The organism is Rheinheimera sp. SA_1, from assembly GCF_001669775.1.
Taxonomy (GTDB): domain Bacteria; phylum Pseudomonadota; class Gammaproteobacteria; order Enterobacterales; family Alteromonadaceae; genus Pararheinheimera.
In genome coordinates this window covers 838,458-854,128 of sequence record NZ_LXWK01000011.1, presented here as the reverse complement: position 1 = coordinate 854,128, position 15,671 = coordinate 838,458, and the positions used below count along the sequence as shown (strand labels likewise).

The window sequence follows — 15,671 nt, the reverse complement described above, 5'->3', positions numbered from 1 at the left end:
TGGCGCTACGCTTATCGCACCTACGTTAAGCTTAATGCTTGGTTTTAAATGGAAAAACTGTAACTTTTTCGCTAAGCCAATCCACCGCCGCGACTATTTTTTCCGGATGCTGAAACATCACCATATGATCACTATGCTGCAGCGGTAAATATTGGCCGCCTGAGTTTTTCGCCAATTGCTGGCTCCAGGCACTGCCTTGTTGTTGCCACTGCAGGAGTTGATTTGACTGCGCATTGTCGGCTTGAAAGGTGGAAGTTTCAAAATCGCTGTCAATCACCGAGACCGGAATGTCAGTAATTGCCGGTAATGCGGCGTATAAGTCTAAGTCTTTGGCATAATTGGCAATTTCAATCGCGCGTTGTTGCTGGCGCGCTGGGTTTTGTCGCTGCAAGCTAACAACGTCGAAATAATCCCAATCCATCACAGCGGTATGATCGCCGCTCAGCAAAGCCGCTATTTCCGTGCGCTCCTTGGTGAGTTTATCTTTGGTACGCTGATTCCAGACGCCTTTGGCTAATTCCGGTAACAGTTGCTGTAGATGCTTCTGGTACCAATCGACCGGATAGCCCTGATATAAAGCCAGCGCTTCTGGTGTCGGGATATCCGGATCTATCCACAGCATCGCCTGTACCTGATGGGGGGGTTGGTCTTGGCTGGCTTGTTGCTGATGGAATAAACGGGCGCTGATGCTGGCGCTGGCAAAGCTGATGAGGATCACCGGTTGCTTGGTTAAAGTCGGTAGCAACGTGGCTAAATCCTGACTGAAGCGTCGGTAGGAAATATCATCGGCATTGTCACTAAAACCATTGCCAAGCCGGTCAATCGTCAGCACCTGATACTTCTGCGCGAGCAGCGGCTGCAACAACGCGAACCAGGCGCTGTCAGCATGGAAATTCTGGTTCGGGCCTGACAGCAGCACCACCACCGGCAAGTTTTCGGCGGTTGCGACCGAGTCTGGCGCCATCTTACGGATATGAAACTTATGCTGACCGCTGCTGATGAGCTCGGAATAACGCGGCAAGTTGCTGCTTGCTGCTACATTGAGCGGGTTCAGTAGCAATATGGTCAGCAGTAACGGGCTCAGCTTGCAAAGGCGTTGATAACCATCTTTGCCGTAAAAATTGACAGACTTTTTAAAAATGTGTTGGTATGACAAGACGATAATTCCTGGCTATCAAATGGATAGCCTGAGCCTAAGCCAGTTCGGCTTTTGGCAACACCAACCCGGACTGATTTAATTGTGATGAAAAGCTTACCGTGTTCTTACTCGTTGCCAGAGGTTGCTGCAAGCCGCAGCAAAGCTCTATTTACCCGGAGTTTAAGCTGTTGAATAACTGGTTGTTGGGCAACATTTTTTTCGACACCACCCGTCGCACCCTGGTGGTTGATACCGAGCAACTTTATCTGGAGCCGCGGATCTTTGACTTATTGCTGGCGTTATTAACCGCCGATCAGCAGCAGCTGAGTCGGGAGCAATTAATAGCGCAAGTGTGGCAAGGCCGGGTGGTCAGTGAAAGTGCCATTAATCGTGCGGTGTCGCTGCTTAGAAAAGCTTTGTCACAACTGGATGCCAGCCAGCCGTATTTGGAAACCTTGCCCAAAGTGGGTTATCGCTTGTTGGTGCCGGTCACGATATTGGCGCCGGCTGTTTCGACTGAAAATGCGGTTGGAGATGCGACTGAAGATGCGGCTGAAGATACAGCGGCAGAGTTTGATTCTGCACAAGACAGCCCGGTGCAATTTGCTGCTGAGGCCGCAATCAAGCCCTTATCAATGAAAAGCAACGTCAATTTATTACAACGCAGCGGCTGGTGGTTGCCGGTTTTACTGCTGATGTTATTGGCGCTGAATCTTTATTGGCCGGCGCAACATTCAGCACCAGCACCAGCATCTGCGCCTGCGTTTGCCGCACCAACGCCGCGCACCAGTGACGAAGGTGTCGAAACACAGCTCAGTCTGAGTAGTGACGGGCAGTGGTTTTCTTATTTGCAGCATGAAGGCGGGCAAAGTCGTTGGTTTTTGCAGCCAACCGACCTTGCAAAAACAGCGACTTCCAGTCAGCAGCGTGTACAAATCGAAGTGCCGGACGGAATTTTGCGTTTTACCAGCTTAAGCCCGGATCGCAACTGGCTATTGTATGAGCTTTGTCAGCTGCAAGATTGCAAGTTGTGGTTAAGAGTTTCACCTATTGTAACGCGTGCTGGCGAGCCGGATATCAACGGTGGCGTTGTGCAAAATACCGCAGACCAACCGCTGCTGCAGCTACCTTTTGATAGCCAGTTGCAAATCAGCTGGCAACAGGACAGTCAGGCATTTTATTTCCGGCAACGACCCGACAAAACCAAGCCTTATGCACTATCGCGGCTGGAACTCGCGACCAGATCCGTGCAACAACTGACGCAGCCGCTGACACCAGGTGGTGACCTGGCACTGGCCATTTCGGCCGATGGCAGCAAGCTGGCAGTGGTTAGTTATCTGGATCAGACCAAGTCGGTGTTACGGATTTATCAGCGACAATCCATGAGCTTGCTGGCGGAACAGCAAGTGCCTTTTGCGGTGACGACTATTACCTGGCAACACGATGCGCAGCTGCTGTTTGGTTGTGGTGAACAAATTTGTCGCTGGGAAGTCGCCGCTAAACAAATACAACCGCTGTTTAATACCGGTGCGACGCCGCAGTCGTTGTTCTGGCAAGCCGGGCAGCTGTGGTACAGCACGATGCTGCATAAAATGGAGATTTGGCGCCAGCCGCGGCCGCAAGTTGCAACAGTTGCGGCTTCTGAGGGCAACTGGCCCGCACCAGAGAAAATCATCACCAGCTCGCGAATCGACTGGATGCCGCGGGTTGCCGGGGACGATTTAGTGTTTTTAACCAACCGTCAGGGCGAGCAACAAATCTGGCGTCGAGCCGCCGGCCAGAATGAACAATTCCTGGCAACCCTGCCGCCACCGGTCGAATTTGTGCGCCTGGCGTTATCCAACGATGGCAAAGAGCTGGTGTTTAGCCAACAAGGCGCGATTTATCTGCTGAATATCCAAAGCGGGAAATTACAGCAAATTCTGGCGGCTTCAGCCAAAGCGGCGGTGGTGAACTTTGGGGCTAATCCCGGACAGTTGATCTACAGCAGTACCCAAAGTGGCGATTATCAGCTCTGGGCACTGGATCGCACCACCGGCCAATCCACGCAGCTCACCAGCCAAGGTGGTTACAGCGGCTACCAGTGGCAAGGCGAACTTTGGTACAGCAAATATCATCTGGACGGTTTGTACCGGTTGAATCGCAACGGTGAAGAGCAACTGATGCTGGAAGGTTTCGACAAAATCAACTGGCTGAACTGGCAACTCAAGAACGGCGAGCTGTACTTCTACCAACCTGGTCAAGGCTTGCTGCAATGGTCTGTTGCCACGTTGGAGGTGCCACCACGCTTGCTGCTGCCCACTCCTGAGCGTTTTATGCATCATTACCAGTGGACCCGGGACGCGCTTTGGTATGTAAAGCGGGCGCAGACGCAGGGTGATGTCTATCAGGTGGCGTTGCCTTAGATTTTGCAACATAGGGTGATAGTGCTGATCTTTTTGAGGTTTTGGTTGAATTTTAAGCAATTGAATTTATTGAAACTCTTCAAAATTACGCCGTAAATACTGTCCACTTATTTTACATAAGTGTCAGGGTCTATATGTTTGTCTCTTATAAAGGCTTTTGATACTTATAGAATAAATCTTCATGGTATATTTTTTGCTAAGTGCCGGAATGCAACAATTGCTAACTTTAGGAATGTGAAATGTTACGTAAGTTTTTCGTCTTGGCTGGTTTGCTGTTAGCCAGTGTGTCTGCGCCAGCTGCTGTTATCGAATACAAAGGATATTCACGCGATAGTTCCTCGAATATCGTTACGGGTGGCGGTTTGGAGTGGTTGATGTGGGATGTCACCAAAGGTAAGAGTATCGAGCAAGCGCTGAAAGAGAACAGTGGTTGGTCTTTAGCGAATACAAGCCAAATGGTGCAATTATTTAATGTCTTCGAGTTTGGAAAGACTGATTGGGATCCCAAATATTTGCATGTCCAATTGGTCGATGAGTCTTGGAATGCTGGCGAAAATTACTCACAGAACAATTTTCATGAGTTGTTTGGGTTGATTCAAGGTCCAAAATATATTTGCAACGATTCTTCAAGTACTTGGTGCTTCTTAGATACAGACCCATCTGTATGGTCTGGCGCTATATATGCCGATCATGATGCAAGGCGGAAACTCGCTTTGGTTATAGATGATGCGACGTTTGTCTATGATGATGGCAGTAAGGGCACGCAAGGAAGTTTTGCAGCATTGGGTTTATATGAGGACCAGCCTGAGGTATTCGATAGCATGGTCGTGGGTATAGCACTCGTCCGCACGGCGCAGACAATACCAACTCCCGTATCATTACCAAGCTCCGTCAGCATTTTCGCCTTAGGTCTGGCTGGGTTAGCCTATCGCCGCCGTAAAGGTGCAATCGCTAATCTTTGTGGTCAAGCAGCCTAACCGCCGCCATAAATCATCTAATAACCCACAAGCACCGGAGGTTTTTGCCTCAGGTGTTTGTGGCTTTTTGAGCACGGATCGGGCGCACATCTAGTGATGCTGCATAAGCTCCATCAATATAAAAACCTGTAGTTGAGGATGTCTATCAAATGGTTAAAAAAATTATATTCACAGCAAGTTTGCTTCTAGCGAGCCTGACCACGCAAGCCGCACTTGTTGAATACAATGGATACTCCCGCGAAGAGTCCAGCACTGTTGTGACGGGAAAAGGGCTGGAATGGTTGAAATGGGATGTGACCAAGGGAATGAGCATTGAGTCAGCACTCGTGGCTTATAGTGCAGATGGCTGGACTTTAGCGAACAATGCGCAAATGGCGGGATTGTTTAACGATTTTCAATTTGGCAAAAACGATTGGAGTGCCGTGGAGTCAGAATCGCAATTCAGCGTGGAGGTGTCCGTCAATAGCGCAACGAATGTCGCAACGAGCTTTTTCCAGATTTTCGGTCAGATGTCGACGATTTCAGATAATGGCCACGTGTGCAGCTATTTTATCACCAAGGAATGTAACTACCCGGGATATGTATACCGGGGCACCGCAGCCTTGTTTGGCAATGATGCGGATGGTGACTTCCAGTACAATCAAGCTTTTGTTATGAATGGGTTGCTTTATGCTGGCGAGGACGAAAATTTTGCCTATCGCGTTATTGCTGATCTTGATGCTGACAATCACGTTTCATATTGGGGCTTTGAAGATGTAGGCATAGCTTTAGTTCGGGCGGTGCAGCCTATGCCAGTCTCATTACCAGGCTCGCTCAGCATATTAGGATTAGGCTTTATTGGTTTGATGTATCAGCGTCGTCATCGTAAATTGGCGTCAGAACAAAACTGAATCGTAGGCAATAGATTTCACATACCCTTTATCCAGATGTACTCAAGAGGATGGGCTACAGCATAAACAGACTGTCTGCGGCGTGGCTGCCGCAGCAAAGCCTAAATGTCACGGCACGTCTGCGTTGCTGTGCCCCGGCCTCCTGCTTAGTACTGCAGCTATCTTCGCCACCAGACCAATTCAACAACCCATCCCGAATCTGACATTTGTCAGCTAACATCCATGACAAGCTGCGCTACCTTTGTCGTTGCCACGTGCAAACAATAGGCCTCCGGTTTAATCATCCAGGGAATAGTTTATGTTTGCTCAATTGCCCAACTCATCTAAAAAATTCAACTCTACAAAACCAAACAAACTCATCAAGTTATCGCTGTTATTACTCATACTGTTGTTGCTAGGCAGCCAGCTACCGCTGCTAATCACCACCTTTGTGCCCTTATCCAATCAGGGCAAGGTGCTAAGTAAATTGTATTTACCGGCTACAGCAAATGCGGCAAATCCGGCACCACTATTGGTAATATTGGGTGGTTCGGAAGGTGGCATGGGCATGACCGGCGATCGGCGGGCGGCAGTTCGGCAAGGTTATCTGGATGCCGGTTTTGCGCTATTGGTGGTCGGTTATTTTGGGTTGCCGGGTATTCCATCCGGTTTAGATCGGATTGAGCTGAGCGGCGTGTTAGATGTTATAGAAAACACCCGCAGCAACCCCGTCGTCGACGCAGAAAAACTGTCAGTACTTGGCGTGTCAAAAGGGGCAGAGTTGGCGTTGCTACTGGCCAGCCGGTCAGCGCAAATCAGCACTGTGGTTGCGGTGGTGGGCAGTGAGGTGGTGTTTGGCAGCCCGGAGTGGTACAGCACCAGTTCGTCCTGGAGCTGGCAGGGACAAGCCATGCCTTTTGTGCCCTTTAGCTGGCGTTCGGCGTTGCCGTTGGTGCAAGGGGATTTTCGGCGAGGTTATGAAATCGCAATGCAAAATCAACAGGCCTATCAGCGCGCACTGATCCCAGTACAGCAAATGCAAGCCGACGTTTTGTTTGTGTCAGGCACCGCTGATGAACTGTGGCCGTCCAGTGAAATGTCTGATCGGATGATGCACCGACTGCAGCAACATCAATATCGGTATCGATATCAGCATTTGAAAATTCCGGGCGGCGGCCATGGTGGGCTCGCCCGACAATATCAGCCTGAGATTATTGAGTTTTTAGTAGAGTCGCAGCGGTAGTCAAAAAGTAGCGGGCCTGTCCTGTGGCCTTTGGGTATAGATCGTATGGAAAGGGTGGACAGGCCCGCTGGTTCCCCAGACAAAAAAATAGACTATGCGCCGACCGAAAAATCAGCGCTGCGCCGTCGCTGACTCAACAACATAACCCCGCCCAGCAACAGTACCAAAGTCGCCGGGGCAGGCACCTGCGCTGCACTTACGGTCAGGGTTAAATCCGCTACATTGGTTTTAATCAAATCCCCGGCAAAACTTTCGACGCCAAACCATGGTTGATTAAACGCTAGTTGCAATTGACCTGCCTGCAGCGCCTTGAAAGTTAACCGTGCCAGCACCAAACCGCCTTGTTGCATTTCATGTTGTTGGGCTGCAGCAAGCGCTGCCGGATCAGCAGCCGGAAACGCATATTCGTCGAGCGTGAGCACGCCATTCACTGCGTCATGCTCAGCGAACTGCAAGCTGCCGGCACCATCGTCCAAACCGGTTCCGAACTGCCAGCTTTTTAACTGCAAAGCTGCTGGCTGATACTTAAGCTGTGTCCAGAAGGCTCCTACTGTAGTGGCCAAGCCAGTAATTTTCATATTGATCTGAATGGTATCACCCACCTGATAACTGTTGCGTTCCGGCTGTAATACCATCAAGGCGGAATGAGCTAAGCTACTGAAAAAACTAAATATAAAACACATCATTAACAATATGACTTTCATCAATTCAAATCTCTTTAGGTTAAAGGCTGGCACAACGTGCTCGTTGGCATAATGTCATCATGGCGCGGATGTCCAGTTGGTCGACTCTGCCATCGTGATTAAAATCAAAGGTTTGTGGTAATACCGGCAAGGTTAATTGCTGGCGGAATAAGCTGACATCGCGGCTGTCGATCTGATCGTTTTTATCAAAATCAGCGGGGTGGTAGCGCAGCGCCATTTCGGTTACTACAGCGGCGTGATCCGATGGCCAGGTGTTATTTGCCACCGGCGTGATCGAACTGCCTTCGCGGCCAATGGTCGTTTCCACTGCCGTAGTAAATGTTCGGGCGGCGATTGGTTTTAAAGCCCGGCCCTGCCAATAAATCCGGTCGATGCGATCTTGTGGTTCGGTGCCTTGAAACACTGGCGACCAGGTGTCCCCTGGCTTGGTCAGCGGGTTCGGGTGAATTTGACGATAACTATCGATAAAACCGGCTTTAGCCACGGCATCGCTGGTTGGCCAGATCACCTTGCCGACGCCATTGCGTTTGGCGGCAGTGGCGGCGGTCCAATCCAGATGCGACGGCACGTTAAAATCGCCGAGCAGCAATACCGGCGTCTCAGCGGACTGCGCCAGCAGTGGTTGCAGGCCAAGCAGTAAGGTCTTGATTTGTGGTAAACGCTGCGAGCGGAGCTCTTCAATAAGCACCGACTGCGACGTGGCACCGGCTAATTCGGCGGCATAAGGCCCGTAATAGTGGGGGTCTAAATGGGTGTTGGCTAACCAGACAGATAAGTTATTGGCGTATGGCAGTTTGATTTTGGTGACCAGCGAAAAATCAATATTGGTGGTCTCGGCAACCGGAAAACGACTGATAATTTGAATGCCGGGATAAGTGCCAACGGCATGATACCAGCCCAATTCGTCAGCGAGTTTGGCGGCCAAAGCCACATTCGCTTCCTGCAAACCAATGATATCCGCTGCTGATGTTAAGATGGATTCGAGGCCTTTCTGGTAGCCCTGATTTACCTGGCCAAAAGCACGCCAGACATTGTAAGTCATGACTTTAACGGCAGATTGTTCCTGCTGTAGCGGCGTCAGCACTGGCAGTGTAATGGTGGCATCGACCACAGTTTGCTGCGTCAGGTCCAGAGCGCGCACGACCAGTTGTTGCGATCCGACATCAGTCAGCGCTGGCATCCCCTGCAACATGCCATCTGGCGACAAGGTTAACCAGCCGGGACCGGACATCAGTTGATAAGTAGCAGCCGAGGAATTTTTACGCAGGAATGCCGACAGTTTCAGCTGATAGTTCTGCCCGGAAACCGCCTGATAAAGGCTGAATTGCGGGCTAACCCAGGCAATCGGCCGGGTTTCTTTAATGCTAAAAGCAACAGGCCCGGCTTTGGCGGTATAACCATCATCAGCCAACAACCATCCATCATAGTGACCGGCGGCCAGCGCCAGCGGTATCGACAACGATCCACTGGCAACAGGGGAAGTCGCCGTTTTGGTGCCATTTAAATATGCCCATGCCGCAGAACCCGGGCCCGGGATCACGCCTCTGGCATAAACCCCCACCCAGTCAGTTTTTGCAGGATTGGGGTTATAAAATTCCAGCGCTAAAGGCTCGCCAATGCCAAGCGCGGAATTTTTGACGGTGAGTTTTGGCTGATCGGCAGCGCTATAGACGGCAAAATTCACCGCCTGCGCTAACTGGCCGTAACCGTTGTTGCTTAAAAACCATAAGCTATATTGCCCTGGCGACAATGTGGTGGCGGTAAAAGTGACTTTGCCGCTGCTTTGAGTGTGACCAGCTGCAGGTGCCGTTCTGGTGTTATTAAGATATTTCCAGTCGGTCGCAGATTGTCCGCCCGGCTGTATTCCGGTGGGATAAATCCCAATCCAATCGGTGTTAGAACCTGAGCCACCGGAAAAGCTGACTTCGATGGTTTCATGTTGGTAAAAAACGCTTTTAGGGACAGAGAAACTGGCTGCCTGCTGAGCTTGTGCCTCGCTGGCCACCGCCTGAGATAACAGCAGTAGTGCTGATACGTACAGAACTAGTTGATGGATAACAGATTTTAATCGCATGCTTAAAACTCTTGTGATTGGGAGGTAAGTACAATAAATCGGCAAGGTTTAAATTATGTGACATTGTATATTTTATTCAATATAACTTTTGAGAGTGTAGTTCAGAATAACGCAGGCTGAGTTATCAGTCCGGCATTAAAGCGGTTCACGATGATGGCCGTATATAGTGCGCTGGCATCAGCGATCCTGGCCGACTTTACTCATAATCCGCTCGTACATAGCAGTGTTTTTATCTTTGCCACAAGGCACAGGTTTCATGCTGGAAATGTCGGAACGCAGATCAGCGCCCGGTTTGGCGTGATAGCAGTAGTCGCCGACTTTTTCGATAAAGCTGCCGTCACTCAGCACCATCAGTACGTTGTCGGCAGCATGCTCTGGTGTTAGCTGCACCTTGCTGGTGGTGGCGGGGCGGTCGCGCAGCTCTGGTCGTTGTTGGCTGGCGTGCAAAGCAGCGCTGCTAATGTCCGTTGTTCGCCTGGTGGCGATGGCCAGACTGCGCTCGGCCAGGCTCATAGAGGCATGTTGTTCCTGCGTAGGGTTTGTCACGTGGGTGGCTTCGGTCGTTGGACTGTTGTTGCCGATAGCTTTGTTGGCAGGATTGTCTACCGTTCGCTGTACAGAAACTCGCTTTTCCGGCACAGGTTCAGCTTCGACGACGACAGGGGTTGGCTTGGGATTAGGCTTTACCGGCTCTTCAGGCGCAACTTCAGCAGGCTTGACTACCGCTGGTGTTGGCGGTGCAGGAATGGGTTGATAGACAAACGCTGCGATGGCCTTTGGCTGTGCCACGACCTTTGCTGGCCGATGTGTGTACCAAAGCACCGCAATCACCAAGAGGTGCAGCAGTGCCGACCAGCCCAAAGCTTTTACTAAGTTATCAGACATTTACAGCGCTAAAAAATAATCGATGTTTTCCAGACCGATCAATCCATCGAAAGTTCAGCAACTTAACTTTTCTTAAAGATTTTTTGTTCGGGATCTTTTGTGACAGATCATTCTTCAGCCATTTTAAAAAATGGCTGGCGGGGGCAACAAAACCAGCAGTCATCCAATATCAGTGCTGTGGCGTATTCGCTTTATCTGAACCATAAACAGAGCAACCAATGAAACCACAGCTGCAAGTGTTATATGACGGCGGTTGCCCGCTATGTCGGCGCTAGATCGCTTATTACCGCGGCTTAACGGCGCGCGAGTCGATTACCTGGCTGGACATCAGCAATGAACAACAAAGCCTACCGGATGGAATTAGCCGCTGTTACGCGTTAAGCAGATTTCATTTGGTGGGGCAGGATGGTCAAGTGTGGCAGGGCGCACGAGCGTTTTTACGCTTGTGGCGGGCGTTGCCGGGCTGGCGGTATTTGGGATACGTATGCGCCGTGCCACCAATACCTTCGCTGCTGGAACTTGCTTACCGTGGATTTTTGAAGGCGCGGGCCAGAATGAAGAGGTCGTAGATCAGTCAACCAGATGCGGTCATAGTAGAATTTTTTGTCGTAGAGAATGGTAGTGGCCGATGGCGCTTTGCTTATCGGCCCTACCTTTTCTTTATTAAAGCGACTTCGTGCTTTTCAGCAGCGCGTCGATATCAATACTGATAATACTCAGCTTTTTTCAGCAATGACTCAGTGTTCAGTTTGCCGGTGACACACTGATTAATATCAGATTTTTTAAAGACCCAATAGATGTCCTGACTATTGCGGCCATGAGAATTTGACAGCTGCAACGACACAAACTCGTTGTCTTTTAACTCGCGTAAGCTGGCGCCGTAATCACACAGAGTATTGGCAAAATTGACACTGATGGTTGCGATCAACTCTTTTTGTTTTTCGGCGGCTATTTTGGCCTGCTCAACCCGTTTTTTCTGATATTCCTGCTCCATCACACTATATTTTTGTTGTATTTCATCCATGCGCTTTTTCAGTTCAGCGCCTTTACTATTGAGTTTGGTCAGTTCTTTTTGCTGCTCAGCATCCAGTTTGCCGACTTTGCTTTGAAACTCAATATCACGTTTTTCACGCTCCACCTCGCGGACTTCACGTTCTAAATCGCGTTTTTGTTCACGCACATCACGCATGATGTCCTGCTGTTGTTCTTGCTGATCCATCATTTGCTCCACTTCGGCTTCGGCCTGCTCGGCAATCGCATCAATGGCTTCTTCATCGATATGACCACCGGCCATTGCGGCATTAGCGACCGCTGACGCTCGGGCAGAAATGGCGGCAATTTGCTCTTTGTCGATGGAGATGGCAACCGGCACCGACATGCCACCCGGTGGCATTGGTGCCATCGGCGCTATTGGGGCCATCGCAAAATATCGGCCAAAGCTGCCCTGAGTGCTGGTTTGGAACAACACGCCCTGACCGGCCAGATAACTGTGACTGATGCGGCCAACGCCGGAATCGCGGCCTTGTTCTAACGAGGTTTGCAGAATGTTCTGCATAATTTCCAGATTTTGTTTCAGCTTCGGGCTGACTTGGGTGGCAGCCTGGCTACCGGCGCTCAGCAATAACGTTGCCAGCGCGGCTAAATATGGGGTTAATTTCATGGTCTAGTTACTCCGTTTAGGGTCAATTTGCGTGCGGTTTGGCAGGTACGAACTGCCGTAATCTTGTCTGGCTTGTGTTGGCTGAACGTTGTCCTGCCAGTATTGCCAGTCAGCTTGTCGTTGCTGATTTAAGTATTCCACCAGCTCGATCATGTCGCTGCTGCGGGCTTTTTGTTCGTTTTCAGTTAGATAGTCTTTTAATAACACCAACTGTGTCGCTTGCTGTTGTTGTTGATTTTGTAACTGTTGCTGCAAATATTGCTGCTGCTCTTGCTGGAAACTGGCCAGCATGGTGGTCATTTCCTGCTGCTGTTGCAGACTGTTGTTCTCTTTCCAGCTCAGCGCCAGTGCGCCGTCTTGTACTTGTAGCTGTAGCGGCGAAATGCTGATAATCAGCGCCATCGCAGACATGCCGATACTCAGTTTTGGCCACCAGGCGGTTTTCGCTGGCCGGCCGCCCCATTGTTGGCGGAACATCTGGCTTGTATCAATATCGGGTACTGGTGCATAAGCCGGTACTTTGGCATGCCGTTGCAGTTGCTGTGCGGTTAAAAACCGGCCGTACCATTCGCTGTCTGACTGAAGTTGTTGTTCACACTCAGCAGTGGTCAGTTTGCCGGCGAGCCAGGCTTCAAAAATTTGCTGATTGTTCAACATGGGCTACCTCCAACTGCGTGCGCAGTTTATCTAATGCCGCGTAAAATCTGGATTTAACGGTGTTACTGGAAATCGCCAGTTGGTCGGCAATTTCATCAAACGTAAATTGCTGGTAAAACCGTAACTCGACCACCAACCTTTGGTCAGCGGGTAAATGCCTTAACTGTTGCTGGACGATTTTCTGCGTTTGCTGGCCATAGAGCCGCGACTCGGCGCTTGGTTCATCGTCATTAAACAAATCCGGGCTATCGTCGATGTCCTGCGTCGGTTTGCGCTTACGCAGCATATCCATGGCGCGATAGTTGGCGATGCCAAACAGCCAGGTTTTAAAGCTGCTGTCGCCGCGAAATTGCGCCAGATTACGACACAACACCATCAGCACGTCCTGCAACAAATCGCGGGCATCATCCGGATTGCCCATCAGCCGCAGGCCGTAATGGTACAGCATGGTCTGATAACGGCTGACTAACTGCTGCCAGGCGCGCTCATCACCATCCAGGGCTTTATTAATTAAACTTTCATCACTGCGTTTAAACACTTGAGTCTGGTTCTTTAGTTTTGATGTGCATTGGTCGGCCCTGCTTGGAAAAAAGTTTTGTTTTTTGGCATAAAAAATAAATTTAGTGGAAATATTTAGTAGATACCTGAATTTATTATGCATTTTTTTAAGGCCAGCGGCGATGGTTGGCCTGCAATCGGCTCAGCAACCGTTTTTTTACCCAGCGCTACTGAAAAAAAGGATCCAGTGCAGTTACCAGGCCGTAGCCTCCTGCAACCTTTGCAGACCCGTTCTGCCTCATTTACCTAAGGAACTTCTATGATCCGCAAAGCCATTCTGGCCAGTCTCATGACTTTATTCGGCTGTAGTCAGTCAGTGCAGGATTATCAGGCGTTGTCGCCACAGCTGCAATTGACTGAATTTTTTCAAGGCAGTAGTGAAGCCATCGGCGTGATGCACGACTGGCGCGGCAAACAATCTTTGCGCTTTGTGGCAGAGCTTTGTGGGCAGTGGCAGGGCGATCGCGGTGATTTATATGAAATTTTCAGTTTCAGCGATGGCCGCATTGATAAAAGACATTGGCAGTTAACGCAGCAAGCGGATGGTTCAGTGCAAGGCACCGCAGAAGATGTTATCGGCGAAGCACGTGGTCAATTGGCCGGTAACACTTTGTATTGGGAATATACCTTACGCATTCCGCAAGATGATGATTATATTGATGTGAAGGTGAAGGATTGGTTGTATTTGATTAGCCCGGGGCAGGTGATCAACCGCTCGACTTTACATAAGTTTGGTTTGACCGTTGGTGAACTGACGTTAGCTATCCGGCAACAACAGCCGCTGGCCGATTGTGCCGAATTTATCAAAAAATATCAGGCAACCGAGCGTACTGTGCCGCTGGCGCCTCAATCCATCTGATCCGGAAAAGCATCACGAATGGCCAAAAACGCATCGACCTGACTGAGCAGTATATCGACCAGCATCGGGTCAAATTGTTTGCCTTTTTCGTCAGCCAGATATTGCAGCACTTTTGGCATCGGCCAGGCCGGTTTGTAACAACGTTCGCTGGCGAGAGCGTCAAACACATCGGCCAGCGCGGTGATGCGCCCGGCAATATGAATGTCTTCACCTTTTAATCCACGCGGATAACCGTTGCCATCCCAACGCTCGTGGTGTTCGTAGGCGATAACCGCCCCTTGTTGCAGAATTTCATTTTGTGACTTTTGCAAAATCTGATAACCAATTTCGGCATGCTGACGCATGATGTCCCATTCTTCCGGATCATGTTTGCCTGGTTTATTGAGAATGTGGTCCGGAATGGCAATTTTGCCGACATCGTGCAGCGGTGACGCCAGTTTAATTTTTTCCGCATCATAAGCTGACAAACCATATTGTTGCGCCAGCAGAAAGCTGAAATTAGCGACACGTTTGACGTGGCTACCGGTCTCTTTTGAACGTTTCTCCACGGCTTCACCAAGGATATACGAGAGCTCACGCTGGCTTTCTTTAATCAGCTCCCGCAGCCGGATATTTTCATAAGCGACCGCAATATTGCTGGCGAAATAACTGAGCAAATGGTGGTCAACCTGATCAAACTTGCTGTCTTTACTGACATACAGCAAATTTTCCAGACCCCGGCTGGTGGTAAAAAAACCAACAAAATAATCTTCGCCCTGATACGACTGCTTCAGTTGATGTACTTTGGTCAGTTTTTCTACTACATCCAGAGGTAATACTTTCTCAAGACTAGTGTCATGACCGGTTGCGGCAATAATATCCAGTGACAGCTGATGTTGTTTCGGGTCGCCGGTCGCAGCACAGCAGTAGATTTGCTGATGCTCCAGGCCCAGTAAATGCGCAGCTTGCGCCAGAATATTCGAGGCAAATTCGGTCAGGCTTTCGCACTCCAGAAAGCTAACGGTGGAGGCAATAATTTTCTCGAGGCCTTTTTTATTACTGTCGATAATGCAGATATCGCGGTAAGAACGCAGCGCCGAGTACAGCAGCGTCTTGAGCTTAATGGCAGTGACTTCAGTTTTGTTTTTGTAGTCGTTGATATCATAATCGCGAATGACACTTTCTTCCGGCGCTTCGCCTGGCTGGCCGGTACGTAAAATTAACCGGATTTGATGCTGTTTTAAATCGGCGCGAATTGATTTGACTAAATCAAGGCCGGCGTGATTGGTTTCCATCACCACATCAACAATGGCCACCGCGATATCGGTTTGTTGTTGCAGCATGGCATAAGCTTCGCGGCCGCTGAAGGCATGCAGCAATTCAATCGGGCGGTTTTCAAAACTGAAACCACGCAACACCAATGTAGTTATTTGATGGATACTTTCATCGTCATCAATCACCAGCACTTTCCAGGGTTGCTGGAAACTGGCGACCGGCTCTGGTTCGGCCGGTTGGGTTGCGCTGTTGTCGTGACCAAATAAAAAATCCGAATGACTCATAGAGAAAGCTCACTGCCGTGGTTAACTTTAACTATGGCTGAGAATTATTATTTTGCACGTCTCCCGTCATCCTTGAAGATGCGGGGTTGTTGCCTTCGCTCGCT

14 protein-coding genes are annotated in these 15,671 nt (G+C 49.8%); 6 read left to right on the top strand and 8 right to left on the bottom strand.

Translation table 11 applies throughout. The features are described from left to right. Window positions 1-31: 31 nt before the first annotated feature. Window positions 32-1,156 carry an alpha/beta fold hydrolase gene (locus tag A5320_RS04755; protein WP_068061618.1) on the bottom strand — a complete coding sequence of 375 codons (1,125 nt, stop codon included), beginning with the start codon at window positions 1,154-1,156 and terminating at the stop codon, window positions 32-34. Window positions 1,157-1,326: 170 nt separating this feature from the next. Between A5320_RS04755 and A5320_RS04750 the strand changes: the two genes are divergently transcribed. The 4 genes from A5320_RS04750 to A5320_RS04735 all read left to right on the top strand — a co-directional run bounded on the left by A5320_RS04750 (window position 1,327) and on the right by A5320_RS04735 (window position 6,632). Continuing rightward, entirely contained in the window at window positions 1,327-3,543 is a 2,217-nt protein-coding gene (locus tag A5320_RS04750) for a winged helix-turn-helix domain-containing protein (RefSeq protein ID WP_068061615.1), read from the top strand. A gap of 239 nt (window positions 3,544-3,782) precedes the next feature. Continuing rightward, on the top strand, window positions 3,783-4,520 hold the full coding sequence (locus A5320_RS04745; protein WP_068061612.1) for a PEP-CTERM sorting domain-containing protein: 738 nt from the start codon (window positions 3,783-3,785) through the stop codon (window positions 4,518-4,520). A gap of 149 nt (window positions 4,521-4,669) precedes the next feature. After that, complete coding sequence (locus A5320_RS04740) at window positions 4,670-5,410, top strand: hypothetical protein (protein ID WP_157605639.1); 741 nt, start codon at window positions 4,670-4,672, stop codon at window positions 5,408-5,410. Window positions 5,411-5,708: 298 nt separating this feature from the next. Continuing rightward, complete coding sequence (locus A5320_RS04735; protein ID WP_068061607.1) at window positions 5,709-6,632, top strand: acyl-CoA thioester hydrolase/BAAT C-terminal domain-containing protein; 924 nt, start codon at window positions 5,709-5,711, stop codon at window positions 6,630-6,632. 92 nt (window positions 6,633-6,724) lie between these two features. Here A5320_RS04735 and A5320_RS04730 read toward each other — a convergent pair whose 3' ends face one another. From A5320_RS04730 to A5320_RS04720, 3 genes are all read right to left on the bottom strand, one after another. Continuing rightward, complete coding sequence (locus A5320_RS04730; protein ID WP_068061604.1) at window positions 6,725-7,336, bottom strand: cohesin domain-containing protein; 612 nt, start codon at window positions 7,334-7,336, stop codon at window positions 6,725-6,727. A gap of 19 nt (window positions 7,337-7,355) precedes the next feature. Then, on the bottom strand, window positions 7,356-9,410 hold the full coding sequence (locus A5320_RS04725; protein WP_068061601.1) for an endonuclease/exonuclease/phosphatase family protein: 2,055 nt from the start codon (window positions 9,408-9,410) through the stop codon (window positions 7,356-7,358). A gap of 177 nt (window positions 9,411-9,587) precedes the next feature. After that, complete coding sequence (locus A5320_RS04720) at window positions 9,588-10,295, bottom strand: hypothetical protein (protein ID WP_068061598.1); 708 nt, start codon at window positions 10,293-10,295, stop codon at window positions 9,588-9,590. Between the two features lie 275 nt (window positions 10,296-10,570). On the opposite strand from A5320_RS04720, the gene A5320_RS22425 reads away from it, so the two are divergent. Then, the gene (locus A5320_RS22425) at window positions 10,571-10,864 is read left to right on the top strand and encodes a DCC1-like thiol-disulfide oxidoreductase family protein (RefSeq protein WP_082971532.1); all 294 of its coding nucleotides are present in this window, start codon (window positions 10,571-10,573) and stop codon (window positions 10,862-10,864) included. Window positions 10,865-10,995: 131 nt separating this feature from the next. On the opposite strand, the gene A5320_RS04715 is transcribed toward A5320_RS22425, so the two are convergent. Genes A5320_RS04715 through A5320_RS04705 form a run of 3 tightly spaced genes read right to left on the bottom strand, consistent with a single transcriptional unit; the run spans window position 10,996 to window position 13,150 of the window. Then, window positions 10,996-11,955, bottom strand: coding sequence for a hypothetical protein (locus tag A5320_RS04715; protein ID WP_068061595.1), 960 nt, complete (start codon window positions 11,953-11,955; stop codon window positions 10,996-10,998). A 3-nt stretch (window positions 11,956-11,958) separates the two neighbouring features. After that, window positions 11,959-12,612 (bottom strand): hypothetical protein, encoded by a 654-nt coding sequence (locus A5320_RS04710; RefSeq protein WP_068061592.1) that lies wholly within the window; start codon window positions 12,610-12,612, stop codon window positions 11,959-11,961. Continuing rightward, on the bottom strand, window positions 12,587-13,150 hold the full coding sequence (locus A5320_RS04705; protein ID WP_068062972.1) for an RNA polymerase sigma factor: 564 nt from the start codon (window positions 13,148-13,150) through the stop codon (window positions 12,587-12,589). Before A5320_RS04705 ends, A5320_RS04710 begins: the two co-directional genes overlap by 26 nt. A 279-nt stretch (window positions 13,151-13,429) precedes the next feature. Here A5320_RS04705 and A5320_RS04700 point away from each other — a divergent pair, with 279 nt between their 5' ends. Further along, entirely contained in the window at window positions 13,430-14,029 is a 600-nt protein-coding gene (locus A5320_RS04700; RefSeq protein ID WP_068061589.1) for a DUF3833 family protein, read from the top strand. On the opposite strand, the gene A5320_RS04695 is transcribed toward A5320_RS04700, so the two are convergent. Continuing rightward, window positions 14,017-15,567, bottom strand: coding sequence for a DUF3369 domain-containing protein (locus tag A5320_RS04695; RefSeq protein ID WP_068061586.1), 1,551 nt, complete (start codon window positions 15,565-15,567; stop codon window positions 14,017-14,019). The two genes, A5320_RS04700 and A5320_RS04695, sit on opposite strands and share 13 nt — an antisense overlap. Window positions 15,568-15,671 lie beyond the last annotated feature (104 nt).

What these genes read in the sequence shown, in the direction of transcription:
- A5320_RS04700 (WP_068061589.1), top strand. Translation starts at nt 13,430, where the DNA reads ATGATCCGCAAAGCCATTCTGGCCAGTCTCATGACTTTATTCGGCTGT.
- A5320_RS04715 (WP_068061595.1), bottom strand. Translation starts at nt 11,955, where the DNA reads ATGAAATTAACCCCATATTTAGCCGCGCTGGCAACGTTATTGCTGAGC.
- A5320_RS04735 (WP_068061607.1), top strand. Translation starts at nt 5,709, where the DNA reads ATGTTTGCTCAATTGCCCAACTCATCTAAAAAATTCAACTCTACAAAA.
- A5320_RS04745 (WP_068061612.1), top strand. Translation starts at nt 3,783, where the DNA reads ATGTTACGTAAGTTTTTCGTCTTGGCTGGTTTGCTGTTAGCCAGTGTG.
- A5320_RS04695 (WP_068061586.1), bottom strand. Translation starts at nt 15,567, where the DNA reads ATGAGTCATTCGGATTTTTTATTTGGTCACGACAACAGCGCAACCCAA.
- A5320_RS04730 (WP_068061604.1), bottom strand. Translation starts at nt 7,336, where the DNA reads ATGAAAGTCATATTGTTAATGATGTGTTTTATATTTAGTTTTTTCAGT.
- A5320_RS04740 (WP_157605639.1), top strand. Translation starts at nt 4,670, where the DNA reads ATGGTTAAAAAAATTATATTCACAGCAAGTTTGCTTCTAGCGAGCCTG.
- A5320_RS04720 (WP_068061598.1), bottom strand. Translation starts at nt 10,295, where the DNA reads ATGTCTGATAACTTAGTAAAAGCTTTGGGCTGGTCGGCACTGCTGCAC.
- A5320_RS04725 (WP_068061601.1), bottom strand. Translation starts at nt 9,410, where the DNA reads ATGCGATTAAAATCTGTTATCCATCAACTAGTTCTGTACGTATCAGCA.
- A5320_RS04710 (WP_068061592.1), bottom strand. Translation starts at nt 12,612, where the DNA reads ATGTTGAACAATCAGCAAATTTTTGAAGCCTGGCTCGCCGGCAAACTG.